The organism is Bacteroidales bacterium (assembly GCA_018334875.1).
Taxonomy (GTDB): Bacteria; Bacteroidota; Bacteroidia; order Bacteroidales; family UBA12077; genus JAGXLC01.
The window spans coordinates 1-23,931 of record JAGXLC010000012.1 but is presented as its reverse complement, the minus strand read 5'-3'; the positions used below and the strand labels follow the sequence as shown (position 1 = coordinate 23,931).

Sequence of the window (23,931 nt, the reverse complement as noted above, 5' to 3'; positions counted from 1 at the left end):
TTAAAAAGAAATTATTGTTTTAGTATATTCCATTTCATCAAAAGCAATGTGATGTTCTTTTCGTATGGTTGTCTTTTTTTTATTGCTCTTCTTTATCCTCTTTTTCTCTTCCAGGGCTATTCCTTCTTTATCTGTCCGAAGCAACTTTCCCTCAATCTTCTGACCCGTTTTTAGCAATACTCCCACTTTATTGCCAATATTTTTTTCATATTGCTGATGTACTTTAAAAGGGCTATCTAAACCAGGGGAGGTAACCTCCAAATTATATTCGTCAAGTTCCCCAGCAAATAAATTTCTCAGTTCCTGATTGATTCTAACACAATCCTCCAGTTTAATTCCCTTGTAATTATCAATAAAAACCGTTATCTTCCCTTTTTTATTTTGTATATCAACAACAAAAAAATCTGTATTGCCGGTCAGCTCATTAAGTGCCTTTTCTATGTCGCCGTTCTTTACCATACTCTACCCGATCAAGCATACGAAAAAAGGGGACTTCCCGGTCCCCAATCAAAAAATTCCACTTTTTTTCGCACTGCAAAATTAAAAATAATCTTATTAATTGGCAAATAATTATATCATGTTTTATTTTTTTATTTAAAAATTACAGATGAAACCCTTATCCGGGAACCTTCACAACAAGAACATGAGTAACATACAGGTTCCATTGTAATACAGGCAAAGTTTGTAAACTTGGTATATAAATCAATTTGAAATTCAATTTTTTTAATAACCTGTTAAATGAATGAACGGTTTGAAGCAGAAAACGTACAGATGGCTGAAATATTTATTAATTTTGCTGATCTATTGATAATCAAATTATACCCGCATGGTAATTTTGTTCTCGTGTTACAAGTTTCCTGGTTACGGGTTTCATCCGAATAAGCAACCGCTATGAACAAAAAAAAGATAATTAACGATCCGATTTATGGTTTTATCAGCATTTACGATGAAACGATATATGATCTTATAGAGGACCCGTTTTTCCAACGCCTGAGAAGGATTAAACAACTGGGGCTGACACAATTGGTATACCCCGGAGCTACTCATACAAGATTGCAGCATTCCCTTGGTACTCTTCATCTTATGCAGTCTGCGATAAGCACAATTCGGTCAAAAGGTCATGAAATAACAGAAGAAGAAGCACAAGCCGTAAAAATTGCCATTCTTTTGCATGATATTGGCCACGGTCCGCTTTCTCATTCCCTCGAATCTTTCTGGATGGAAGATTATAATCATGAGCATTTCTCCCTCATGATCATGGATCATCTTAACCAGAAATTCGACCGTCAACTGGATCTGGCAATAAAAATTTACAAAAACGCGTATGATAAAAAATTCCTTCATCAACTGGTATCCAGTCAACTGGATATGGACAGGCTCGACTATCTCAAAAGGGATAGCTTCTATACAGGAGTTTCGGAAGGAGTAATCGGCTCCGACAGAATCATTAAAATGCTCAATGTATATAATGATCAATTGGTAATAGAAGCAAAAGGTATCCATTCTATTGAGAAATTTCTGATAGCACGCTGGATTATGTACTGGCAGGTGTATTTCCACAAAACGGTTGTATCAGCCGAGCAAATGCTAATCAACATTTTTAAACGCAGCAAAGCAATTATCGATCAGGGAGTTAAATTAGACGCACCGAAATCCCTGGCATATTTTCTCCATAAAGAATATACAAGAGATACCAGGAATAACATGCTCAAAATGTTTTCCAGACTCGATGATACGGACATTCTGGTGGCATTTAAAACATGGATGGAATGCGACGATAAGGTATTATCCGTACTTTGCCGGCAGATTATGGAACGAAAATTGTATAAAATTGAGCTGCAAAATGTACCTTTTGAGAAGAACAAGGTGGACCTGTTAAAAGAGCAAATAAAGAATAAATCCGACATCACCGATGATGAAATCAATTTTTTTGTTTTCACGGATAGCATTATCAACAAAGCATATAGTACTTTAAACGATAACATTCAGATTATATATAAAAACAAAGAGATTAAAGACATCGGTGAAGCTTCGGACATGCTCAGTTTACCTGTTTTATCAAAGATCGTAAAAAAATATTTTATATGTTATCCCAAGGAATGTAATATATAATTCATAATAATCATTATTTTTGCAAAAATTTAATTTTAAGAGATCATGGAATATACTGCCCGGCAAATAGCTGACTTATTGGATGGTGATTTAGAAGGGGATCCGGAAATAAAAATCGAAGGTTTTTCAAAAATAGAAGAAGGTAAAGAAGGGACCATTTCATTTATAGCAAATCCAAAATATTTCAAATACCTACAATCAACGGATGCTTCCGTGGTACTGGTCAGCCGGGATTTAAAAACTCAAAACGGAATAAACACAACCCTTATACGGGTAGATGACGCATACCAAGCTTTTGCCAAGCTACTCAACCTGCAAAACAACAACAAACTTAATACTTCAGGTATCAGTTCAAAGGCTACCATCAAAGAAAGTGCAAAAGTGGGAAAAAATGTACTGATCGATGATTATGTATATATTGGTAAGCATGCTGTGATTGAAGACAATGTTAAAATTCTGCCCCACACTTATATTGGTGATTACGTATCCATTGGCCGGGATACCATTTTACATCCCGGAATAAAAATATACAACAACTGCAAGATTGGTCAAAACTGTCTGATACATGCAGGAGTTGTAATCGGAAGCGACGGTTTTGGATTTGCTCCGCAAACCAACAACAATTATCAAAAAATTCCGCAGATTGGAAATGTAATAGTGGAAGACCATGTTGAAATTGGTTCAAATACCTGCATAGACAGGGCAACTTTAGGGTCCACGATTATTCATCAAGGAGTTAAACTGGATAATCTAATACAGATTGCCCACAACTGCGAAATAGGAGAAAATACCGTGATAGCCGCCCAGGTGGGCATAGCGGGTTCAACAAAAATCGGCAAAGATTGTATGATAGGAGGTCAAGCCGGTTTTGTCGGGCATCTAAAAATTGCCGACAGAGTTAAAGTGGCTGCTCAATCGGGGATTTCTTCAAGCATTAAGGAGCCTGGCCAGGTTATCCAGGGGGCTCCTGCTTTCGATTTTGGCAGATACCAGAAATCTTATGTGCTTTTCAGAAAACTGCCCGACTTATATGACAAAATCAATGAATTAGAGGAAGATATTAAACAGCTTAAACAAAAAAATAAAAACGATTAACAGGTATTTTTATGTCCGATAAACAGAAAAGCATTGTCAATCCTGTTAAATTGGAAGGCCGGGGATTACACACAGGATATGAAGTAGAAATCAAGTTCAAACCAGCCCCTTCGAATCATGGAATTAAGTTTAAAAGAACCGATCTTAAAGAAAATCCCATCATTAAAGCAAGCGTTAACAATGTTGTAGATACGTCCAGGGGTACTACCCTTGAGGAGAACGGAGTAAAGGTACATACGGTTGAACACGTCCTGGCTGCCCTTAATGGTCTGGAGATTGATAACGTTCTTGTAGAATTAAACGGCCCGGAAACCCCCATCCTCGACGGTAGTTCCCGGCAAATAGCCCGGTCGCTTACCGATGCAGAAATAGAGGAACTTGATGAGGACAAGAACTATTATTATATTAAGGAGAAGATCGAATATAAAGACGAAGAAAACCAAATTGAATTAATTGCTTATCCTGATGAAGAATTATCAGTAAATGTATTGATCGATTATAACTCCAAAGTGTTGGGGCATCAGTTTGCCATATTCAACGAAAAAATTGATTTTCTGGAAGAGCTGGCTCCTTCAAGAACATTCGTATTCTTCCATGAACTTGAATTTCTGTTAAAAAACAACCTTATAAAAGGAGGTGATCTGGAAAATGCAATTGTGATCATGGAAAACCCGGTACCGCAGGAAGAGCTCGACAGGATTGCGGATCTTTTCAACAAGCCACATGTAAAGGTCAAACCGGAAGGAGTGCTGAACAATATTGATCTTTTCTACACCAATGAGCCTGCACGTCATAAATTACTCGATATTCTGGGTGATATGGCCTTAATTGGAAGGCCTATAAAGGGCAGAATCATAGCCAAAAAGCCCGGACACCACGCCAATACAAAATTTGCAAAAAAAATTCTTTCATCCATTAACAAAGAAGCATCACGGGAGCATGTGCCCCAAATTGACATCAATCAAAAGCCTTTGTTCAATATCAACCAGATCAAGGAATATTTACCGCACAGGTCTCCTTTTTTGTTAATAGACAAAATACTTCAAATGGATCATTCATCCATCATAGGACTTAAGAATGTTACCATGAACGAAGGATTTTTTGTTGGTCATTTTCCCAACGAACCCCTAATGCCAGGTGTGTTGCAGGTTGAATCAATGGCACAGGTTGGAGGGATTCTTGCGCTAAATTCGGTTCCTGACCCGCAGAATTACATTACTTATTTTCTCAAGATAGATAAGGTGCGTTTTAAAAGAAAAGTTACACCGGGAGATACATTAATATATAAATTAAATCTAAGTAACCCTATCCGGCGGGGAATCGTAACAATGTTCGGACAAGCGTTCGTGGGGGAGCAGATAGTTATGGAAGGAGAACTGACCGCACAAATTACAAAAAACAAGGAGGAATGAAGCAGGAATTAGCGTATGTACACCCCGAGGCCAAAGTATCAGAAAATGTAGTAATCGAACCGTTTGTATCTATAAGCAAAAATGTGGAAATCGGTGAGGGTACCTGGATAGGACCTAATGCAACGATTATGGAGGGAGCCCGGATTGGCAAAAACTGTAAAATTTTTCCCGGCGCGGTTATTTCAGCCATCCCTCAGGATTTAAAATTCAAGGGCGAAGAAACTATTGCAGAAATAGGAGAAAATACAACCATCCGTGAATGCGTAACGGTTAACCGCGGAACCCGGTCAAAAGGAAAGACCGTTGTGAGTGATAATTGCTTGCTCATGGCCTATGTCCATGTGGCTCATGATTGTTTTATCGGCAATCATGTAATCCTGGGAAACGCTTCCAATCTTGCAGGAGAAATTACAATTGATGATTTTGCTATAGTCAGCGGCCTGGTTGCCGTTCATCAGTTCGTGCATATTGGATCACATGTGATGATCTCGGGGGGAGCACTGGTAAGAAAAGATGTACCTCCATTTATAAAAGCAGCGAGAGAACCCCTTTCCTATGTAGGAATCAACTCCGTAGGGCTGAGAAGAAGAAACTTCTCCGATGAACAAATCAAAGAAATTCACGATATATACCGGGAAATATATCAAAAAGGCAACAACAAAAGCCAGGCCATAGAAAATATCGAAAGTTCCATGCCCCAAACCAGAGAAAGAGATGAAATCTTAGATTTTATCAGAAATTCCAAACGCGGGGTTATAAAGGGTTACCACTCGGAAGAATAACTTTAACCTTCTCATTCTATTCTTCGTTGTCCCGCCAACCCTGTGCTTTTAGTTTTATCTCATGTTCGCTGGTGGAAATCATATAACAGCCAAAATCCGGGCTGGTCATATGGCCTATAGGAGAAATTTCCTCCTCATCTTTAATTTTATCATAATCATCCGTGCTGATAGTAAACAACAACTCATGATCATCACCGCCGTTCAATGCGGCTGTTAAGGGTTCAATATCAAATTCGGCAGCCATTTCTTCTGTATTTTTATCAATGGGGATTTTATCCTGAAATATTTTACATCCCAAGTCCGATTGATGACAGACATGCAAAAGATCGGAAGCGAGGCCGTCGGATATATCAATCATTGCAGTAGGCTTTAACTCTTTCTCAGTGAAGAACCGAATCATATCGCTCCGGGCTTCCGGCTTAAGCTGCCGCTCAAGAATATAGTCATATCCCCGTAAATCAGGTTGAACGCCGGGTTTTGACTTAAAAACTTCCTTTTCCCTTTCCAGCAATTGCAGGCCCATATATGCAGCCCCCAAATCACCCGTTGTACAAATGATGTCATTTACCTGAGCAGTATTTCTGTATACAATTTTCCCTGCCTCTGCATATCCAATGGCCGTAATGTTTATCGTCATTCCTGTTAGAGAAGAAGAGGTATCGCCTCCTACCATATCCACCTGATACTTCTCACAGGCAAGCTTGATGCCTTCATACAACTCCTCTATATAATTTAAATCAAATCTGTTGGAAAATCCCAGGGATACAAGAATTTGAGATGGAGTGCCATTCATGGCAAGAATATCGGAGATGTTGATCACAACAGCTTTATATCCCAGGTGTTTTAAAGGCGTATACATCAAATTAAAATGAATGCCCTCCAATAACAAATCGCTGGTAACCAATGTCTGTTTGCCTGAAAAATTCAAAACCGCGGCGTCGTCACCAATACCCCTCACTGAACTTTTCTGGTTTAATTTTACATTTTTCGTCAGATGTTCGATTAAACCAAATTCCCCAAGATCATGTATGCGATGATTTTTATTTTCTGACTCTGCCATATATCTATTTTTTCAGGTTCAACAAATAAACAATGATGCGGGTTTTCTTGTTATGAAAGTAGACAAAATTACTCGTTATTAATTAGAAATTCACAACAATTTAGAATTAATCTATATTAATTTCGTGCTTAAAAAATTAATCATATTTTTGCAAGATTATGGCAAAAGATCAAGACAATATACTCAGACATTATACCCAGAATGAATACAAGTATGGATGGGTGACAGACATAGAGAGCGATACGATACCGAAAGGATTGAACGAAGATGTCGTCCGCCTGATATCAAGCAAGAAAAATGAACCGCAATTCCTTCTGGATTTCAGGCTTAAAGCTTATCGGTACTGGAAAGAAATGGAAATGCCCTCCTGGGCCCATTTGAGAATTCCTGAGATCAATTACCAGGATATAGTTTATTATTCAGCTCCGAAACAGAAAGCGGGACCGAAGAGCATGGAAGATGTAGATCCGGAACTGAAAAAAACGTTTGACCGGCTGGGTATACCCATTGATGAACAGAAGCGCCTGGCAGGTGTGGCGGTGGATGCTGTAATGGACAGCAGTTCGGTAAAAACAACCTTCAAAGAAAAACTGGCTGAACAAGGTATCATCTTCTGTTCATTCAGCGAAGCAGTGCAAAATCACCCGGATCTTGTGAAGGAATACATGGGAACGGTTGTACCTTACACAGACAATTATTTCGCAGCCCTTAATTCAGCTGTTTTCAGCGACGGTTCTTTCTGCTATATTCCCAAAGGGGTAAAGACTCCCATGGAGCTTTCCACCTATTTCCGAATCAATGCGGCTAACACGGGACAGTTTGAAAGAACCCTGATCGTGGCGGAAGATGATAGTTATGTAAGTTACCTGGAAGGATGCACAGCACCTATACGCGACACCAATCAACTACACGCAGCCATAGTTGAGATTGTTGCCAAAGACAATGCCCATGTAAAATACTCCACAGTGCAGAATTGGTATCCTGGAGACAAAAACGGGAAAGGCGGGATATACAACTTTGTCACCAAAAGAGGCATGGCTAAAGGCAATAACTCCAAAATCTCCTGGACTCAGGTGGAAACAGGTTCGGCCATCACCTGGAAATATCCCAGTGTAATATTGATGGGTGACAATGCGGTAGGAGAATTCTATTCGGTAGCTGTCACCAACAATCATCAGCAGGCAGATACCGGCACCAAGATGATCCATATAGGAAAAAATACCAGGAGTACCATTATTTCAAAAGGTATATCAGCGGGTTACAGCAATAACAGCTACAGAGGTCTGGTTAAAGTTACCAAGAATGCTGAAAATGCCCGGAATTTCTCCCAGTGCGATTCCATGTTGATGGGAGATAAATGTGGGGCACATACATTCCCCTACATCGAAACCAACAACAAAAGCGCCATCGTGGAACATGAAGCAACCACTTCTAAGATAGGAGATGATCAGATATTCTACTGCAATCAGCGAGGCATCAATGAAGAAGATGCAATTGGATTGATAGTTAATGGATATGCCAAAGAGGTAATCAACAAACTGCCCATGGAATTTGCAGTAGAAGCTCAAACGCTGCTACAGATCAGCCTTGAGGGAAGCGTGGGCTAATGTTTAATGAACACAAATCGTCAAAAACTAAAAATCATCTGAAAAATGCTTGAAATAAAAAATCTACATACAGCAATAGAAGGGAATGAAATATTAAAAGGGATCGATCTGAAGGTAAATAAAGGAGAGATTCATGCCATCATGGGTCCCAATGGTTCGGGTAAGAGTACGCTCGCTTCGGTTTTGGCAGGAAGGGACCTTTTTGAAATTACTGAGGGAGAAATCCTTTACGAAGGTAAGAACCTCCTGGAGATGGATCCCGAAGAGCGCGCAAAAGAAGGGATTTTCCTGGGATTTCAATATCCGGTGGAAATACCGGGAGTTAGTATGATGAACTTCTTAAAAACTGCCATAAACGAACAGCGCAAACACAAGGGTCTGGAACCCATTAAATCATCGGATTTCTTAAAAATGGTGAGGAAAAAAAAGGATCTTGTGCAGATCAATTCCAATCTTACCAATCGTTCGGTTAATGAAGGTTTTTCAGGGGGTGAGAAAAAGCGGAATGAAATTTTTCAAATGGCTATGTTGAATCCCAAGCTTTCAATACTTGATGAAACAGATTCGGGACTGGATATTGATGCCCTGAGAATAGTGGCTCATGGCGTAAATACCTTGAAATCGGATGATAACGCCACGATCGTGATAACTCACTATCAAAGACTTTTAAATTATATCATCCCGGACAGAGTACATGTTCTGTACGATGGCAGGATTGTTAAATCTGGTGACAAGCATCTCGCCCTCGAGCTTGAAGACAAAGGCTATGAATGGCTTGCAAAAGAAGTAGCTACTAAGTAATCACGTGCATTAAAAAAGAACCTATGGGTACCGATACCAAATTAGATTTAAAAGACCGTTATACCGACTATTTCTATAAAAATCTTGAATATCTGAAAGACGGTCTTCCTACATATATCAATGACAAAAGGGAGAAAGCCATTCAAAATTTTCAGAAAAATGGATTTCCCCATAATAAAATTGAAAAGTACAAATATACTGATCTGAATCCGGCGTTTGAAAAAAATTACAGGAGTTATATCCAGCCTAAAAAGATTGATTTCAATCTCGATGATATCTTCAGGTGTGATGTACCTGAGCTGGATACCCATGTGGTGCTGTTGCTGAATGGCTGGTTCTATGAAAATAAAACACCCCGGAAAGAACTGCCCAATGGGGTGATTATCTCCAGCTTCCGTGAAGCAGCCAATAATTATCCGGATCTTGTAAAAACACACTATAATCAGTATGCCGATTCGGAAGATGAAGGCCTGACAGCCCTGAATACTGCTTTTGCACAGGATGGCGTTTTTATTTACGTGCCTGAAGGAACAGTGATGGACAAGCCTGTACAGATTATCAATCTATTAATGGACGAGGAGAACGGGTTGTCTCAACACAGAAACCTCTTCGTTATTGAAGAAGGCGGTGAAGCCAAAATCATTGTATGCGATCATACCCTTTCAGCAAGAAATTTCCTGACGAACTCAGTAAGTGAGATTTTTGCAGGGCAGAATGCACATTTGCAGTTTAACCGTGTGCAAAATGAGCACAACGGCTCTACACAAATATCCAATATATACCTGAATCAGGAAAGGGACAGCAATGTGGTATCCAATACCATAACCCTTCACGGAGGATTGGTTCGTAACAATTTTCACATGCGACTCAACGGTGAAAATTGTGAGAATCATACACTGGGGCTCTATATGGCCGACAGAAGCCAGCACATAGACAATTATGTGCATATAGACCATGCTTACCCCAACTCAAGAAGCAACCAGCTATTTAAAGGGATACTGGATGATATCGCAACCGGTGCATTCACCGGGAAAATTTTGGTTCGCCGGGATGCTCAGAAGACTGAGGCCTATCAGGCCAACAACAACATTCTCCTGACCGATGATGCCAAAATGAATTCCAAACCTCAGCTTGAAATTTATGCCGATGACGTTAAATGCAGTCATGGAGGGACCTCAGGGCAGCTAAACGAGGATGCATTGTTTTATCTCAGAAGCAGAGGCATACCCTACAAAGAGGCCCAATTGCTGCTGATGTACGCATTTGCCCACGAAATTATCGGTGAGATCAATATTGAACCCCTGAAAGAAAGAATTCATGAATTGGTGGAAAAACGCCTGAGAGGAGAACTTTCCAGATGTAATTACTGTGAAATGCATTGCGGTGAACCTGGCAAGAACTGATGAGGCGGTTTATTATGAATTAAAAAGGCATTATCCTTTTTAAACTGTTACTATGCGTTATGAATCAGGTGAAAAGCTTTGACATAGAAACCATTCGCAAGGATTTTCCAATCCTTAATCAGCAGATATACAACCATCCGCTAATTTACTTTGATAATGCTGCTACGACCCAAAAACCCAAACCGGTTATAGACAAGGTCAATGAAATTTACTCTCTGAAGAACAGCAATATACACCGGGGTGTTCATTATCTTAGCACACAACTCACCGAGGAGTATGAAAATGCAAGGAAGCAAGTCCGAGAATTCATCAATGCCCGAAGCACCAATGAAATCATCTTCACAGGCGGCACCACGCATTCAATCAATGCAATAGCCTATTCATTCGGAGAGAAATACGTGGAAGAGGGCGATGAAATTATCATAGCAGAACTGGAACACCATGCCAACATTGTACCGTGGCAGGTTCTTTGTGACAGGAAAAACGCCCGTTTAAAGGTAGTGCCCATCAATGACCGCGGCGAAATCATTATGGAAGAATATGAAAAGATGCTCTCCGGGAACACCAAACTTGTTTCCATAAACCACATATCCAATTCACTGGGGACAATCAATGATGTTAAAAAAATAACCGCCCTGGCACACCAAAAGGATATCCCCGTATTGGTAGACGGAGCTCAAAGTGTCCAGCATCAAACCCTGGATGTACAAGAATTGGACTGTGACTTTTTTGTCTTTTCCGGACATAAAATATATGGACCCAATGGAACGGGGGTCCTTTATGGTAAAGAAAAATGGCTGGAAGATCTTCCCCCTTATCAAACCGGGGGAGAAATGATCCATAAGGTCACGTTTGAGCGCACCACTTACAATTCCCTGCCTTTTAAGTTTGAAGCGGGCACTCCCAATTATGTGGGAGCTATTGGTATGGCGGAAGCATTAAAATATCTTCACAAGATAGGTGTAGATGCAATCGCGGACCATGAGAAAGCATTGCTTGAGTACGCCACCTCCCGGCTAAGGGATATCCCCGGATTAACCATTTATGGTACGTCAGAGCGAAAAATTGGCGTGATATCCTTTCTCATCGGGAACATCCACCATTACGATACCGGAATGGTGCTGGATAAAATGGGGGTTGCCGTCCGAACAGGACATCACTGTAATGAACCCCTGATGGACCATTTTGGTATTGAAGGGACCGTACGATGCTCTTTTGCTATGTATAATACAAAGGATGAAATAGATCACTTTTATGATGCGTTAATAAAAGTAAATGAAATGTTTGGATAAAGATACCTTTTATGACGGTAAACAAAAAACAACAAGAAATTGTCGAAGAATTTGCTCTGTTTGATGACTGGATGGATAAGTACAACTATTTGATTGAACTGAGCAAGGAGCTTCCTGAGATGGATCCACGGGAAAAAACAGAAGAAAACCTGATAGAGGGTTGTCAGTCAAAAGTATGGCTTCATGCAGAAATGGATGGAGACAAGCTGGTTTTTAGGGGAGACAGCGACGCCATTATCACCAAAGGCTTGGTTGCCTTATTAATTAAGGTGCTCTCCGGAAAAAAATCTGAAGAGATCAAAGATGCAGACCTCTATTTCATAGATGAAATCGGGCTAAGGGAGAATCTTTCACCCACGCGTTCCAACGGATTGCTGGCAATGATCAATAAAATAAAAGCCTATGCCATGGCTTACGAATTCAAGCAAAACCAATAAATCTGAACTTTATGAGTGATCAAAAAGATTATACGGCACTGGAAAGTAAAATTATCAACGTGCTAAAAAACATATACGATCCGGAAATACCTGTAAACATCTACGATCTGGGGCTGATCTATAATATTGACGTAGATGAAAGCAATAACGTAGAAATCGAAATGACCCTTACGGCGCCAAATTGTCCAATAGCAGACCAAATACTCCAGGAAGTGGAGTACCAGGTCAAAAATATTGATGGTGTTAACCAGGCTAAGGTCAATCTGGTCTTTGACCCTCCATGGGATAAAGACATGATGTCGGATGAAGCCAAGCTGGAACTTGGATTGATTTAATATGGCCAATGAAAAACAAAAAAACAGTGCATTGATTAAATCCAGGGCCCGCAGCCTTGGATTTTTGGATTGTGGTATTTCCAGGGCAGAATTTCTGGATAAGGAATCCGAGCAGCTAAAGCAATGGCTGAATGAGGGGCGACATGGCCATATGCAGTATATGGAAAACTACTTCGACAAAAGAACAGATCCTACGCGATTAATAGATAATGCCAAATCGGTAATTTCGGTAATTATGAATTACTTCCCCGAAAAACAGCAGAGAACCGATACTTACCAGATTGCAAAGTACGCCTATGGCAAAGATTACCATTTTGTGATGAAACATATGCTGAAAGATCTGCTGAAGTTTATCCGGGAGGAAATTGCCGAAGTCAATGGCAGACCTTTTGTTGATTCAGCGCCTGTTATGGATAAAATCTGGGCACAAAAAGGAGGTTTGGGATGGCTGGGTAAGAATACCAATCTGATATCCCAAAAATACGGTTCATTTATCTTAATCGGAGAACTCATCATCGACCTGGAACTGGAATATGATGAACCGGTAAAGGATTACTGCGGAAATTGCCGCAGGTGCATAGATGCCTGCCCTACCGGAGCACTTACCGAACCATACAAAATAGACGCTTCACGATGCCTATCCTATCTGACCATTGAGCACAAAAAAGAAATACCTCAGGCGTTTAAAGGACAATATGAAGATTGGATTTTTGGGTGTGATATTTGCCAGGATGTCTGCCCCTGGAACCGGAAATCCCGACCCCATACTCATGAAGACCTAAACCCGCATCCGGATCTGCTTTACTTATCCAGATCCGAATGGGAAAATCTCTCCCGGGAACATTTCAAAACAATGTTAAAAAATTCTGCAGTAAAGCGGATCAAGTACGAAGGGTTAATGAAAAACATCAACTTCCTGAAAGATTCTGAACAATAACAAGTTTAAAAAAATAAATGCGGCACCATCTGTGCTTTCTGCTTATTTCCTTGTCTTGAGCCTTTTATTACAAGGTCTTTCTATGCAAAAATCTTAGATATCAGATTTATCCTGCGATTCCAAAGGACTGGAAGACAACTCTTCGTATTCTTTCCTGTTCTTGTAAATGTCCAGGGCCAGGAACAAAGCATTTCTGAATGAAGCAGGTGATGCCTCATTCTTTCCGGCCAGCTCATAAGCAGTACCATGCGCAGGAGAAGTCCTTACAATATTCAGTCCCGCGGTATAGTTCACCCCTTCATCGAAGGAGATGGCCTTAAAAGGACCAAGACCCTGATCATGATACATGGCCAGAATGGCATCAAATTTCCTGAGGTTTCTCGAACCAAAAAATCCATCCGCAGGATAGGGTCCAAAAGCCATAATATTACTTTCCTTGGCCCGCTGAATAGCAGGAATAATAATGTCGTTCTCTTCTTTTCCCAAAAGACCTCCGTCACTGGCATGCGGATTTAAACCAAAGACAGCTATCCTGGGCTTTCGGATTTTAAAATCCTGCAAAAGCGATTTATTAAGTATATTGAGCTTTCTTAAAATCAAATCCTGTGTTAAAACTTCTGGAACCTGTCTTAAGGAAAGGTGGCCCGTTACCACTCCTACTTTCATTACATCACTGACCATTAACATCAGGACCTCATCAGCCTGAAAATGTTCCATCAGATATTCGGTGTGACCGGGAAAATTAAAATTCTCCGCCTGAATGTTCTCCTTGTTGATCGGAGCAGTTACCAACACATCGATCTTCCCTTTTTTCAGATCTTCTACAGCTTTATCCAGGGCCTGTACAGAAGCCTTACCCGCACTAACCACAGACTTTCCCAGCTCAACCCGGATATTTTCATCCAGGCAATTGATCACGTGGGGCTTATTCGGATTTGCCATACTGGCATCTTTTATAATATTCAAATTAAAATTTTTAATGTCCAAAGCTTTTCTGTGGTATGCGGCAACCTTCGCCGAACCATATACAACAGGCACACAAAACTCAGTGATGCGATTATCCATTAAGGTTTTCAGGATGATTTCGTAGCCAATGCCATTTATATCGCCATGTGTAATTCCTACTTTTATTTTCTCCTGATCCATATTCCAAATATTTTTTGATTCGTAAATCTGTCGTCTATAATTTATGGTTTTTCAGAAAATCATACATGAGCCTAACCCCAACTCCAGTTCCACCTTTCGGGCGATAGGCATCATTTTTATCCAGATAGGCTGTAGGAGCAATATCAAAATGAATCCAGGGATAATTTGTAAAATGTTCCAGAAATTTGCCGGCAGTAATTGCTCCGGCCTCCCGGCCACCAGCATTCTTAATATCTGCGATATCAGATTTAATCATCTCGTTATATTCTTCCCAAAGGGGTAACTCCACGATCCTTTCGTAGGTATTGTCACCACTTTCAACCACCTTATCAAAGATCGAACGGGCTATATTTCCCATTGCCACAATTCCCTGAGGCCCTATAGCCAAAGAAGCAGAACCGGTTAGGGTGGCAAAATCAAACACAATTTCAGGGTCATACTGTTTTGCCAAACTAAGGGCATCGGCCAGGATCATCCGTCCCTCTGCATCGGTATTGATAACTTCCACAGTTTTGTCACTGTGCATGGTTATCACATCACCAGGCGTATAAGCGTTTCCATCAGGCCGATTATCCGTAGCTGGTACCAGTCCTATCAAATGCACAGGTAATTCCGACCGGGCCGCAGCATACATAATCCCTGCCACTGTGGCTCCGCCGGCCATATCCGATTTCATATCCAGCATACCTGACGTAGGTTTCAAACTGATTCCACCCGTATCGTATACAATACCCTTACCTATTAAAACAACAGGTTTCTCGTTTGCGGAATTGTCTGGTTTCCATTCCATAACAGTAAATGTCGGCGGATCCAGGCTACCCCGGTTCACAGCAAGAAGGCCATAAAGGCGTAAACTTTCAATCTTTTTCTTATTAAATACATCAGCAGTAAATCCGGCCTCCCCGGCAAGTCTCTGAAACTCCTCACCCAACTGCACTGCATTTAAACGGGAAGGCGGCTCATTAACCAGGTCTCTGGCTTGATATACTGCGGTACACAGAATCTTCAGTTCATTCAGAACTTCTTCCCTTATCCCTTCACTTAACACCTGAATCCGCTTCAGTAGATTCTTTTTCTCTCCTTCATCGCTCTTATATTTCAGAAACTGGTAATGACTTAATAGCAATCCTTCCAAAAAAGCTTTCACCAGTTTATTCCTCCCTGAAACATCAACAATCAGAATTTCCTCATGTTCATTTTTCTTTAACGTGCCATAAAGTTCCGAAGCCTGCTTCCGCATTTTCTCCCAAGCCTTATATTCCGGTTTTTCAGTTTCTATAATACGAATGTACGACCACTTAAAATAGGAATTAATGTCAATCGCTTTCTTATTCGCCTTGATTTGCTTCTTAATATATTCCAGTTCAGTCGTAGTAAAGGAATAATCTGAAAAATCAGCCTGTTTTTCAGCAATATATATTACCGATATATCCAGTTCCCTTTCGCGAACTTTTTGTAACGTAAGTTCCATGGTACTCTTTTAGATTAAGGGTGTAAAATTAATAAAATACCGGGATCATAAATTGATAAAGGTATATCTGATTTGATCCCGGTAATATGAAGGTATGTCGATGCCCAAACTACCTGGCAAGTTCCAGGGTTTGAAGAATTGCTTCTACCTGCCGCACATAGTTTCTTTTGTCGAACCTGGGTGCATAGACAAATCCGTCAACAGTCACTACATTACCCGTACTTTCATCAAATACAGAATAAGAGACAAAAGGGCCTCCCATAAAATCGTTTTGCACTTTCCATAAGCTCCTGAATTCGTAAACCGTGTGACCGTTAACGACTTTTTCCTCAAAATGCGGTGTCACCGAAGTTTCTATGGTCATATAAGAATTGGGTGAGGGACCGGGAACAAACCTCCTGGTAAATCTGTTACGCATTTGAGCCAGATAACCAGGCGTAAAAGTCTCTTCGCCGGAATAGGGAAATTTATAAACCAGAAAAGCCTGGGTATATCGCGGGGCTTCTTTGGCAATCCAGGAAAAATGGGTGGTATCCTTATCCAGGCTATACCCTTTGGGAATAACCATTGAGACTCCGAACTTATTCTTCACATGATCCATGACACCTTGTTTGCGCATGCCTCTATAAAGATTGATATAGCGATTCCATTCTCCTTCAACAAATCTCTGTGCCACATCATCCCCGCTGTTTTCAAAAAGCCTTTTAAGCGCCGAATCGCTAGGAGCCTGAGCTTCCACAAAGGTCTGAGGACTGGCAAAAACATTTTTTTTAACAGCAAATTTGGGTTCGGTATATTTCTTATCAACATCCACCCTCAACACATTTCGGTGTGTTCTGAATCCTTTATCCAGGGCCCTGTGGGGAATATTAACCAAATCAAATATGGGTTCCGCTTGGGGCAGTCCCTTGAAAACAGCACTCAGGCTTTGTTTAACGGGCAGACCGGTTTCGCCGTTAAACTTACTTGTATCCATCACAACAACAAGTTCACCTGTCTTACCGGTTACACTGGGCATCACCCCCTGCTGCTGCCGCTTTTTTCCTCCGCTATCACCACTATCACCGCTATCAGTCTTGCACCCCCCCGCCAGAACACCAATAAGTGTAATCATCAAAAATCCTCTAAATAATTTATTCATCATAGGTAATTTTCTTTATTAATGATCCAGATAAATTTTAAGCTTCTTGCCCGGACTTATGTCGTTTTCGTCCTGAATATCATTGGCACGGATAAGTTCTGCAATGGATTCACAATTGAATTTACTGGCAATACTCCAAATGGTATCTCCTTCCTTAACTGTATAGTACACTATCCGTTTGCTTGTATCTGACTCTGCTTTCTTCCTGTATCGCAACTTTTCATCTTCTATCCGTTCAATATATTCAGGATCCACCCATATTTCAAGCTTCTGACCCATTGTCAGATTGTTCCCGGACAAATTATTCCATTCTCTTATATCTTCTATTGTGCAATTGTATTTCATCGCAATCTTATGAAAATATTCTCCTTTTTTAACGACATGAATGATTCTTTTCTTGCTTTCTTTACTGTCAGTTGTTTTATTTTTTTCTTCAGGGAATTTCCCCTCCCTTTTATCGGAAAGAGATTCTTCGCTTCTCAGGAATGTTAAAACCTTATCTTCCGGGAGAGTAAGCACAGTTTCACCATTCATATTGGGAATAAAATCCCTTCTGTACACCGGATTTAACTCTTTAAGCGTAGATACGGATACCCCTGTTTTATCCGCAATATCCTGAAAGGAAACGGCATAACTCAACTTTACCGTATCGGTATTGATATATTGATGATTCTCCTTCTCAGGAGTTATCTTATGTTTCTCCAGATGATTCATGGCATAATTGACAGCAATAAAAGCAGGGACATAACTTTTTGTCTGATCCGGTAAATGAGGATAAAGCTTCCAGAAAGACTTTTCCTTATCCGAACGGGCAATTGCTTTTCTTATCACCCCGGGACCCCCGTTATAAGCACCCAGGGCAAGCTGCCAGTTACCATAAATCCTGTAAAGATACCTTAGATATTTACAGGCAGCTTCTGTGGACTTATAAGGATCTCTTCTTTCGTCAATATAGGAATTCACCTCAAGATCAAACATCCTCCCGGTATTAAGCTTAAACTGCCACAGGCCCACAGCCCCAGATTCTGATACAGCAAACGGATCGAGGGCCGATTCAATAACAGCCAAATATTTCAGTTCAAGGGGCAGATCATATTTATCCAGTTTTTGCTCAATCATTGGAAAATATCGCTCTGCCCTTCCTGCAATCCTGGCCAGATGATCTCGTCTTTCGACTGTATAAACATCTATAAACCGCCTCACATGTTCATTATACTCCAATTCTACAGGAGTAAGATGGTTTAGCTCGGTGATCCGGTATTCATAAACCAAATCAGGAAAAACGGGTATGGAATCGGAAGCGGGAGGGACGGAAAACAGAGTACTTGAAAAAATACCGATTACAGAGAATGTAATTAAGAATTTCCTAATGCGTCTGAATAAATTCTTTTGGGTTTTTTCTGGCATTGTTATAAAAAGTTCCTTATTCCGGTAGATTCCTGCTTAAACTACACTTTAGCCAGACAAATATACTCCACAAAAGCCAAATTTCGTACGATCTCCTGTAAATTTCAGAAGGATCGAATTTTCAACCGATTTATCAAACGGGAAGAGATACGGGATATTATTCTGAATTATCCATTATTACCGATTTACACCCCAATGTCAATCGTAGAAAGAACGCAACTATCCCATTAACCTTCCGGGAAGCTTATCAATTATAAATCCTTTTATGTAACAGAAGGATTATTCGTGGCTCTCACGGCTTTTTTCCTCTAATTTTTCTTTATCCTCTTCTTCTGACTTATTAGCAGAGGTGGCATCCTTGAACTCTTTGATGCCTTTCCCAAAACCCTTCATAATCTCGGGAATCTTTCTTCCACCGAAAAGCAGCAGTAAAGCCAATACGATGAGAATGATTTCCCACGGTCCGGTAATTCCAAGTATCACAAAATCAAACATATGCTTACAAATTTTTAAGTATTATTAGATATCTAAATTAAAACTTTTTAAACAAAATTGAAAACAATCTCAATTAAGTTGTCAATTAGAAAACAATTTTACAATGTCATTGCCATTTGCGTAAATCAAGATAGAGAACAAAATCAGCATACCCGCTATCTGGGCATATTCAAGAAACTTTTCACTGGGTTTCTGTCCGCTGACAATCTCATATACCAAAAACATTACATGACCACCATCCAACGCAGGAATTGGCAAAATGTTGAGAATTCCCAGAATGATCGACAGGAAGGCAGTCAGGTTCCAAAAGGCGTACCAACTCCACGATCCAGGAAATATCTTTCCTATTGTGATGAATCCCCCTACTTCTTTATAAAGCTCAGTATCCGGGGTAAATATCAAACCCAGTTGTTTGAGGTACTCGCTCATGGTTTCAATTCCCTTATCTATACCGGCGGGTACAGCGGCAATAAAGCCATAACGTTTGTTTTCGAGCTGAAAATGTTCTTCCAGGCTACCGGCATAAAAACCAATTAAGCCTTCCTGGGTAGTTCTCAGCGAATAGCTTTTGGTCTCGCCCTCCCTTTTTACAGTCACAGAAATCTTTTCGTTTTTTTTATCGGAAAGGACTTTCCTGAGCTGATCCATAAACTGTACATCATTTCCGTTCACCTTAACGATGCGGTCGCCGGGCTGCAAGCCTGCCTGCCTGGCCGGGGAATCCTCGCTAAACCCCCCAATAATGGACGGAACCCTTAAACTAATAAATCCTGGATTATTAACAATTTTGGAATATAACGAATCAGGTATATAAATCTGCCTGGGCTCTCCGTTCCTTTCTACGGTCACCTGATTGGCTTTTTCCAGCAGAATGGTTTTGGGTATTTCATTAAAACGTGTCACGGATTTGCCTTCCACAGATACGATCTTATCTCCATCCTGAAAACCAATGCGCTCAGCCAGGGAATCAGCCGCTATTCCATATCTTGCGTTATCTGCCGGCAGATATTGTTCACCCCATGCAAAAAGCACCGAGGCATAAATCAGGACGGCCAGAAGAAAATTCATTATCACTCCTCCCAGCATAATAAGCAAACGCTGCCAGGCAGGTTTCGACCTGAACTCATAAGGTTGAGGAGGCTTTTGCATCTGATCCTTATCCATAGATTCATCAATCATTCCGGAAATCTTGACATAGCCTCCCAGCGGAAGCCATCCCATTCCATATTCGGTTTCCCCTTTACGGAATCTGAACAGGGAAAAACCCGGATTAAAAAACAAATAAAATTTTTCAACCCTTGTATTGAATAATTTAGCCAGGATAAAATGTCCAAATTCATGAACAATTACCAGAATCGACAAACTAACTATTAACTGGACTACTTTCACTAATACTTCCATCAATCTTCCACTTTTTTTGATATTAAACTTCGGGCCAGCACCCTTGTTTCCTCATCTGTTTGTATATAATCTTCAAGAACGGGGTTGCGAATATAAGATATTTTATTCATTGTTTGTTCAACTATTGTTGACATCTGAAGAAACCCGATCTTATTCTCTAAAAACGCTTCCACTGCAATTTCATTGGCTGCATTCAAAATGCAGGGCATATTACCACCCGCTTTCATTGATTCATAAGCCAGAAAAAGACTGGGGAACCTTTCAGAATCAGGCTTTTCAAAAGTCAACCTGGAAAAATCCTCAAAATTAAAACGTTTAAAATCGGATTTTAATCTATCTGGTGCAGTTAAAGCATAAAGAATCGGCAATTTCATATCCGGAAGCCCCATTTGTGCCTTCATGGAACCATCCTCAAACTGCACAACGGAATGTATAATCGACTGAGGATGAATGACCACGTCAATCTGTTCCGGTTCCAGCCCGAATAGCCAGTGGGCCTCGATTGCCTCCAATCCTTTATTCATAAGAGATGCAGAGTCAATGGTGATTTTGTCACCCATACTCCAGTTGGGATGCTTCAACGCATCTTCCTTGGAAACATGTTTCATCTGCTCCCGGCTAAAATCTCGAAAGGGACCTCCGGAGGCTGTAAGATAAATCTTTTCCACGTTATTGTTTTCTTCTCCAACCAAACACTGATAGATGGCTGAATGTTCAGAATCAACGGGGTAAATTGGCACCTGATACTTTCCGGCAAGGGATCTGACCAAATCGCCTGCCACAACCAGTGTTTCTTTATTGGCCAGGGCAATTTCCTTTCCACTTTTGATTGCATTGATGGTAGGGAGCAAACCGGCATAACCTACAAGTGAAATCAATACCAAATCGATATCCTTCGATTTTACAATTTCTGCCAGGGCATTCACGCCGGAATATATATTCACATGGTTATTGGCCAGATCGTTTCTGAGCTGTTCATATTTTGTTTCGTCACCAACCACAACTGAAGCGGGAACATACTGACGGGCCTGTTTTGCGAGTAGCTCTGCATTGGATTTGGCAGATAATACCTTAACGTCAAAATGCTGAGGATATTGATTTATAACCTCCAAAGCTTGCGTACCTATAGAACCGGTTGAGCCCAAAATGGCAATTCGCTTTTTTTCCCGCATAATATATTCTTATCCTTCTTACTTAAAAAACGATGTATTTTTCCGGATCGAGGGGGGTACCGTTTCTCCAAAGCTCAAAATGCAGATGAGGACCGCTGCTTAATTCACCGGAATTTCCGATGACAGCAATGGCTTCACCTGCTTCTACATGATCGCCTACCTGTTTCAACAATTCTGCATTGTGCTTATAAACGGTTAAAAGATTGTCTTTATGTTGTATCTGAATGATATATCCGGTCTTAAGGGTCCAGTTGGCCATGGTCACCGTACCTTCCAGGGCTGCTTTCACCACATTATTCTCCCCCGCTACAATGTCAGTTCCAAAATGATTTTCCCTTGCATTAAAAGAATTCGTTACCAAGCCTTTGCAAGGTGTAAAAAAATGGATCTGGGACAAGTCCCTTCCGGTAGATTCCTGATAATTCACCGCCAGGGAATATCTTTCCTTCTGTTCAATTTGTTCACGAAGCAACGAGTCATCCCGGGAGGTTTGAAAAGTTACATTCCGGTCATTGACAGTTGTATCGTATGTTTCGGCTGGGTTTTCGGGTACCCCTCCGCTCATTACCGTAGAAATATTGTCTATATATTGAGATCTCAGAGAAAGCTCCTTTTCGAGCGAATCCAGCTTCTGATAATTCTCTACCATTTTACGTCTTACATTGGCCTCGGGATAACCGGGTATGAATTCCCGGACGGGTGTGTAAGCAATCAGAAGGCTCACCAGTGCAATCAACAGTATGGTACCGCTTCCAACTACGGCAAGTAGATTAAGACGGCTCAATCGCATGAACCACACTTCCTCAAAGGTATCATCATTAAAGATGATCAGCCGGTACTTGTTTTTTAACCGCTGAAGCAGGCCAGGCTTATTGTTATTGTTTTCCTTTTCTGCCATATGAAATAGATACTTAAAAAACCAAACCTACAAAGATAATAGATTTCATGAATTTATGATGAGGAAATAAACAAAAAAGGAAACCTTTACTTATTAACCCATCCCCTATCTTTGAGGAAGCAGGCTTCAGGAATGCCATCAATGAGGGAGTTGTATATTACCATTTAATCGACCTGAACAACATGATCGACCAGGCATTGAATAATCTGAGGTAGAATAAGGTTACAATCAAGCAGGACAATAAAAAAACCCGTCACTTGACGGGTTTTTAGTAGCGGGGACAAGACTCGAACTTGTGACCTTTGGGTTATGAGCCCAACGAGCTACCAACTGCTCCACCCCGCAATATATTTTGCAATTCTCTTTTCTCTTTTTCAAAGTACTTCAACTTGTGTCCGACGGCTGCCGGATATGAGCCCAACGTCCCGCTTCCAGCGGGACCACCCCGCAATATATTTTTAATTAAGATTGTTTTGCCTCATTAACGAGTACAAATATAAAACAATTGTATCAAATATCAAAATTTTTGCTTAATTTCCATCTTTAAAAAGCCTTTTCTTTATTTGATAAGTAAATGGAAAATTGGTATTCATGACAAATACGTGCTATATTGCCTTAAAAACGATAAAATTTATACCGGATTAGGCGCTTCTGAGTCCCGTCTCAGCAAGATGCCCGAAGGTCTCAGGTTCGGCAGCAACCTTCCGGGTTTATCTGCAAGTCTTTTGGGCCAGGCTAACCTGACGATATCTTTAGGACCCGTCAGGATTAAAAAACGAAATGAAAGAATAAAAATATTTTTCCTTATCTTCACTCATTCAATATCCTGTCATTTATTTATAAGGTTTTTGGTAAGGCTCGCCTTTTTAACAGCTCGCCCAGGAACTCAGGAATATCGGATCGGATATAAACAAACAATTTAAATCTTTTAAACCATGAATTTTTTGAAAACTACGCTCCCTTTGCTGATGTTTGCCCTTTTTAGCGTCAACATCATGGCGCAGATTGATGCGCGTCTCTTTCGCTATCCCGATGTATCGGAAAGCCACATCACCTTCTCCTACGGGGGCGATATCTGGGTGGTGGAAAAAACCGGCGGTACCGCTCATAAGCTTAGCTCACCGGATGGTGAAGAATCCTGGCCCAAATTTTCGCCAGACGGGTCCAAAATTGCCTTTAGCGGCAATTACGACGGCAACATGGATGTATATGTTACTCCGAGCACAGGCGGCATACCAACCCGTGTCACCTGGCACGGCGGTTCCGACCGGGTGCTGGACTGGCACCCCGACGGATCGCAGGTATTGTTCGCCTCATCAAGAAAAAGCGGACGCCAGCGTTACAGCCAGTTTTATCTCATCTCCGATGAAGGTGGACCGGCAGAAAAATTATCCGTTCCCTATGGGGAGAATGCTTCATTCTCTGATGACGGCAACCGTATCGCCTACACTGACAAATCACGGATATACAGAACCTGGAAAAGATACCGCGGCGGAATGGCACCGGACATTTTTCTGTTTGATTTAG

General features: G+C 40.8%; 22 protein-coding genes and 1 tRNA gene. 12 read left to right on the top strand and 11 right to left on the bottom strand.

What is annotated here, in order from left to right; translation table 11 throughout:
* Positions 1–459 carry a ribosome assembly cofactor RimP gene (rimP, locus tag KGY70_02160; protein MBS3773968.1) on the bottom strand — a complete coding sequence of 153 codons (459 nt, stop codon included), beginning with the start codon at positions 457–459 and terminating at the stop codon, positions 1–3.
* A gap of 432 nt (positions 460–891) precedes the next feature.
* On the opposite strand from rimP, the gene KGY70_02155 reads away from it, so the two are divergent.
* Genes KGY70_02155 through lpxA form a run of 4 tightly spaced genes read left to right on the top strand, consistent with a single transcriptional unit; the run spans position 892 to position 5,401 of the window.
* Positions 892–2,112 (top strand): HD domain-containing protein, encoded by a 1,221-nt coding sequence (locus tag KGY70_02155; protein MBS3773967.1) that lies wholly within the window; start codon positions 892–894, stop codon positions 2,110–2,112.
* 45 nt (positions 2,113–2,157) lie between these two features.
* Positions 2,158–3,207 (top strand): UDP-3-O-(3-hydroxymyristoyl)glucosamine N-acyltransferase, encoded by a 1,050-nt coding sequence (gene lpxD, locus KGY70_02150; protein MBS3773966.1) that lies wholly within the window; start codon positions 2,158–2,160, stop codon positions 3,205–3,207.
* Positions 3,208–3,218: 11 nt separating this feature from the next.
* Positions 3,219–4,619 (top strand): bifunctional UDP-3-O-[3-hydroxymyristoyl] N-acetylglucosamine deacetylase/3-hydroxyacyl-ACP dehydratase, encoded by a 1,401-nt coding sequence (locus KGY70_02145; protein MBS3773965.1) that lies wholly within the window; start codon positions 3,219–3,221, stop codon positions 4,617–4,619.
* Entirely contained in the window at positions 4,616–5,401 is a 786-nt protein-coding gene (gene lpxA, locus KGY70_02140) for an acyl-ACP--UDP-N-acetylglucosamine O-acyltransferase (protein MBS3773964.1), read from the top strand. Before KGY70_02145 ends, lpxA begins: the two co-directional genes overlap by 4 nt.
* A 16-nt stretch (positions 5,402–5,417) precedes the next feature.
* Here lpxA and thiL read toward each other — a convergent pair whose 3' ends face one another.
* Positions 5,418–6,461, bottom strand: a complete 1,044-nt coding sequence (gene thiL / locus KGY70_02135; protein ID MBS3773963.1) for a thiamine-phosphate kinase — start codon at positions 6,459–6,461, stop codon at positions 5,418–5,420.
* Positions 6,462–6,619: 158 nt separating this feature from the next.
* Here thiL and sufB point away from each other — a divergent pair, with 158 nt between their 5' ends.
* The 7 genes from sufB to queG are packed head-to-tail and all read left to right on the top strand — an operon-like array spanning position 6,620 to position 13,273.
* A complete protein-coding gene (sufB, locus tag KGY70_02130; protein ID MBS3773962.1) occupies positions 6,620–8,068 on the top strand; it encodes a Fe-S cluster assembly protein SufB in 1,449 nt (482 codons plus the stop codon).
* Positions 8,069–8,113: 45 nt separating this feature from the next.
* Positions 8,114–8,869 carry a Fe-S cluster assembly ATPase SufC gene (sufC, locus tag KGY70_02125; protein MBS3773961.1) on the top strand — a complete coding sequence of 252 codons (756 nt, stop codon included), beginning with the start codon at positions 8,114–8,116 and terminating at the stop codon, positions 8,867–8,869.
* A 23-nt stretch (positions 8,870–8,892) separates the two neighbouring features.
* Positions 8,893–10,272, top strand: a complete 1,380-nt coding sequence (gene sufD / locus KGY70_02120) for a Fe-S cluster assembly protein SufD (protein MBS3773960.1) — start codon at positions 8,893–8,895, stop codon at positions 10,270–10,272.
* Between the two features lie 59 nt (positions 10,273–10,331).
* Positions 10,332–11,564, top strand: coding sequence for a cysteine desulfurase (locus KGY70_02115; protein ID MBS3773959.1), 1,233 nt, complete (start codon positions 10,332–10,334; stop codon positions 11,562–11,564).
* Positions 11,565–11,575: 11 nt separating this feature from the next.
* Complete coding sequence (locus KGY70_02110) at positions 11,576–12,001, top strand: SufE family protein (protein MBS3773958.1); 426 nt, start codon at positions 11,576–11,578, stop codon at positions 11,999–12,001.
* Positions 12,002–12,012: 11 nt separating this feature from the next.
* Positions 12,013–12,336 carry an SUF system Fe-S cluster assembly protein gene (locus KGY70_02105; GenBank protein ID MBS3773957.1) on the top strand — a complete coding sequence of 108 codons (324 nt, stop codon included), beginning with the start codon at positions 12,013–12,015 and terminating at the stop codon, positions 12,334–12,336.
* A gap of 1 nt (position 12,337) precedes the next feature.
* Positions 12,338–13,273, top strand: a complete 936-nt coding sequence (gene queG / locus KGY70_02100) for a tRNA epoxyqueuosine(34) reductase QueG (protein ID MBS3773956.1) — start codon at positions 12,338–12,340, stop codon at positions 13,271–13,273.
* A 93-nt stretch (positions 13,274–13,366) separates the two neighbouring features.
* Here the strand turns inward: queG and pdxA are convergent, their stop codons facing one another.
* The 9 genes from pdxA to KGY70_02055 form a co-directional block, all read right to left on the bottom strand.
* A complete protein-coding gene (pdxA, locus tag KGY70_02095; protein ID MBS3773955.1) occupies positions 13,367–14,419 on the bottom strand; it encodes a 4-hydroxythreonine-4-phosphate dehydrogenase PdxA in 1,053 nt (350 codons plus the stop codon).
* Between the two features lie 34 nt (positions 14,420–14,453).
* Entirely contained in the window at positions 14,454–15,890 is a 1,437-nt protein-coding gene (locus tag KGY70_02090) for a leucyl aminopeptidase (GenBank protein ID MBS3773954.1), read from the bottom strand.
* Positions 15,891–15,999: 109 nt separating this feature from the next.
* The gene (locus KGY70_02085; GenBank protein MBS3773953.1) at positions 16,000–17,004 is read right to left on the bottom strand and encodes a DUF4837 family protein; all 1,005 of its coding nucleotides are present in this window, start codon (positions 17,002–17,004) and stop codon (positions 16,000–16,002) included.
* Between the two features lie 45 nt (positions 17,005–17,049).
* Entirely contained in the window at positions 17,050–18,438 is a 1,389-nt protein-coding gene (locus KGY70_02080) for a LysM peptidoglycan-binding domain-containing protein (GenBank protein ID MBS3773952.1), read from the bottom strand.
* A gap of 279 nt (positions 18,439–18,717) precedes the next feature.
* Positions 18,718–18,933, bottom strand: a complete 216-nt coding sequence (locus KGY70_02075) for a twin-arginine translocase TatA/TatE family subunit (protein MBS3773951.1) — start codon at positions 18,931–18,933, stop codon at positions 18,718–18,720.
* 81 nt (positions 18,934–19,014) lie between these two features.
* Positions 19,015–20,334, bottom strand: coding sequence for an RIP metalloprotease RseP (gene rseP, locus KGY70_02070; GenBank protein MBS3773950.1), 1,320 nt, complete (start codon positions 20,332–20,334; stop codon positions 19,015–19,017).
* Positions 20,334–21,506, bottom strand: coding sequence for a 1-deoxy-D-xylulose-5-phosphate reductoisomerase (locus KGY70_02065; GenBank protein ID MBS3773949.1), 1,173 nt, complete (start codon positions 21,504–21,506; stop codon positions 20,334–20,336). The genes rseP and KGY70_02065 overlap by 1 nt, the downstream gene beginning before the upstream one ends.
* A gap of 22 nt (positions 21,507–21,528) precedes the next feature.
* Positions 21,529–22,404 carry a M23 family metallopeptidase gene (locus tag KGY70_02060; protein ID MBS3773948.1) on the bottom strand — a complete coding sequence of 292 codons (876 nt, stop codon included), beginning with the start codon at positions 22,402–22,404 and terminating at the stop codon, positions 21,529–21,531.
* 272 nt (positions 22,405–22,676) lie between these two features.
* A tRNA-Met gene (locus tag KGY70_02055) sits at positions 22,677–22,749 on the bottom strand.
* A 590-nt stretch (positions 22,750–23,339) separates the two neighbouring features.
* Between KGY70_02055 and KGY70_02050 the strand changes: the two genes are divergently transcribed.
* Positions 23,340–23,931, top strand: a 592-nt coding sequence (locus KGY70_02050; protein ID MBS3773947.1) for a PD40 domain-containing protein, incomplete at its 3' end; no start/stop codon positions are given.

Excerpts from the sequence above, each read along its gene's own strand:
- rimP (MBS3773968.1), bottom strand. The coding sequence starts at position 459 with ATGGTAAAGAACGGCGACATAGAAAAGGCACTTAATGAGCTGACCGGC.
- KGY70_02155 (MBS3773967.1), top strand. The coding sequence starts at position 892 with ATGAACAAAAAAAAGATAATTAACGATCCGATTTATGGTTTTATCAGC.
- lpxD (MBS3773966.1), top strand. The coding sequence starts at position 2,158 with ATGGAATATACTGCCCGGCAAATAGCTGACTTATTGGATGGTGATTTA.
- KGY70_02145 (MBS3773965.1), top strand. The coding sequence starts at position 3,219 with ATGTCCGATAAACAGAAAAGCATTGTCAATCCTGTTAAATTGGAAGGC.
- lpxA (MBS3773964.1), top strand. The coding sequence starts at position 4,616 with ATGAAGCAGGAATTAGCGTATGTACACCCCGAGGCCAAAGTATCAGAA.
- thiL (MBS3773963.1), bottom strand. The coding sequence starts at position 6,461 with ATGGCAGAGTCAGAAAATAAAAATCATCGCATACATGATCTTGGGGAA.
- sufB (MBS3773962.1), top strand. The coding sequence starts at position 6,620 with ATGGCAAAAGATCAAGACAATATACTCAGACATTATACCCAGAATGAA.
- sufC (MBS3773961.1), top strand. The coding sequence starts at position 8,114 with ATGCTTGAAATAAAAAATCTACATACAGCAATAGAAGGGAATGAAATA.
- sufD (MBS3773960.1), top strand. The coding sequence starts at position 8,893 with ATGGGTACCGATACCAAATTAGATTTAAAAGACCGTTATACCGACTAT.
- KGY70_02115 (MBS3773959.1), top strand. The coding sequence starts at position 10,332 with ATGAATCAGGTGAAAAGCTTTGACATAGAAACCATTCGCAAGGATTTT.
- KGY70_02110 (MBS3773958.1), top strand. The coding sequence starts at position 11,576 with ATGACGGTAAACAAAAAACAACAAGAAATTGTCGAAGAATTTGCTCTG.
- KGY70_02105 (MBS3773957.1), top strand. The coding sequence starts at position 12,013 with ATGAGTGATCAAAAAGATTATACGGCACTGGAAAGTAAAATTATCAAC.
- queG (MBS3773956.1), top strand. The coding sequence starts at position 12,338 with ATGGCCAATGAAAAACAAAAAAACAGTGCATTGATTAAATCCAGGGCC.
- pdxA (MBS3773955.1), bottom strand. The coding sequence starts at position 14,419 with ATGGATCAGGAGAAAATAAAAGTAGGAATTACACATGGCGATATAAAT.
- KGY70_02090 (MBS3773954.1), bottom strand. The coding sequence starts at position 15,890 with ATGGAACTTACGTTACAAAAAGTTCGCGAAAGGGAACTGGATATATCG.
- KGY70_02085 (MBS3773953.1), bottom strand. The coding sequence starts at position 17,004 with ATGATTACACTTATTGGTGTTCTGGCGGGGGGGTGCAAGACTGATAGC.
- KGY70_02080 (MBS3773952.1), bottom strand. The coding sequence starts at position 18,438 with ATGCCAGAAAAAACCCAAAAGAATTTATTCAGACGCATTAGGAAATTC.
- KGY70_02075 (MBS3773951.1), bottom strand. The coding sequence starts at position 18,933 with ATGTTTGATTTTGTGATACTTGGAATTACCGGACCGTGGGAAATCATT.
- rseP (MBS3773950.1), bottom strand. The coding sequence starts at position 20,334 with ATGGAAGTATTAGTGAAAGTAGTCCAGTTAATAGTTAGTTTGTCGATT.
- KGY70_02065 (MBS3773949.1), bottom strand. The coding sequence starts at position 21,506 with ATGCGGGAAAAAAAGCGAATTGCCATTTTGGGCTCAACCGGTTCTATA.
- KGY70_02060 (MBS3773948.1), bottom strand. The coding sequence starts at position 22,404 with ATGGCAGAAAAGGAAAACAATAACAATAAGCCTGGCCTGCTTCAGCGG.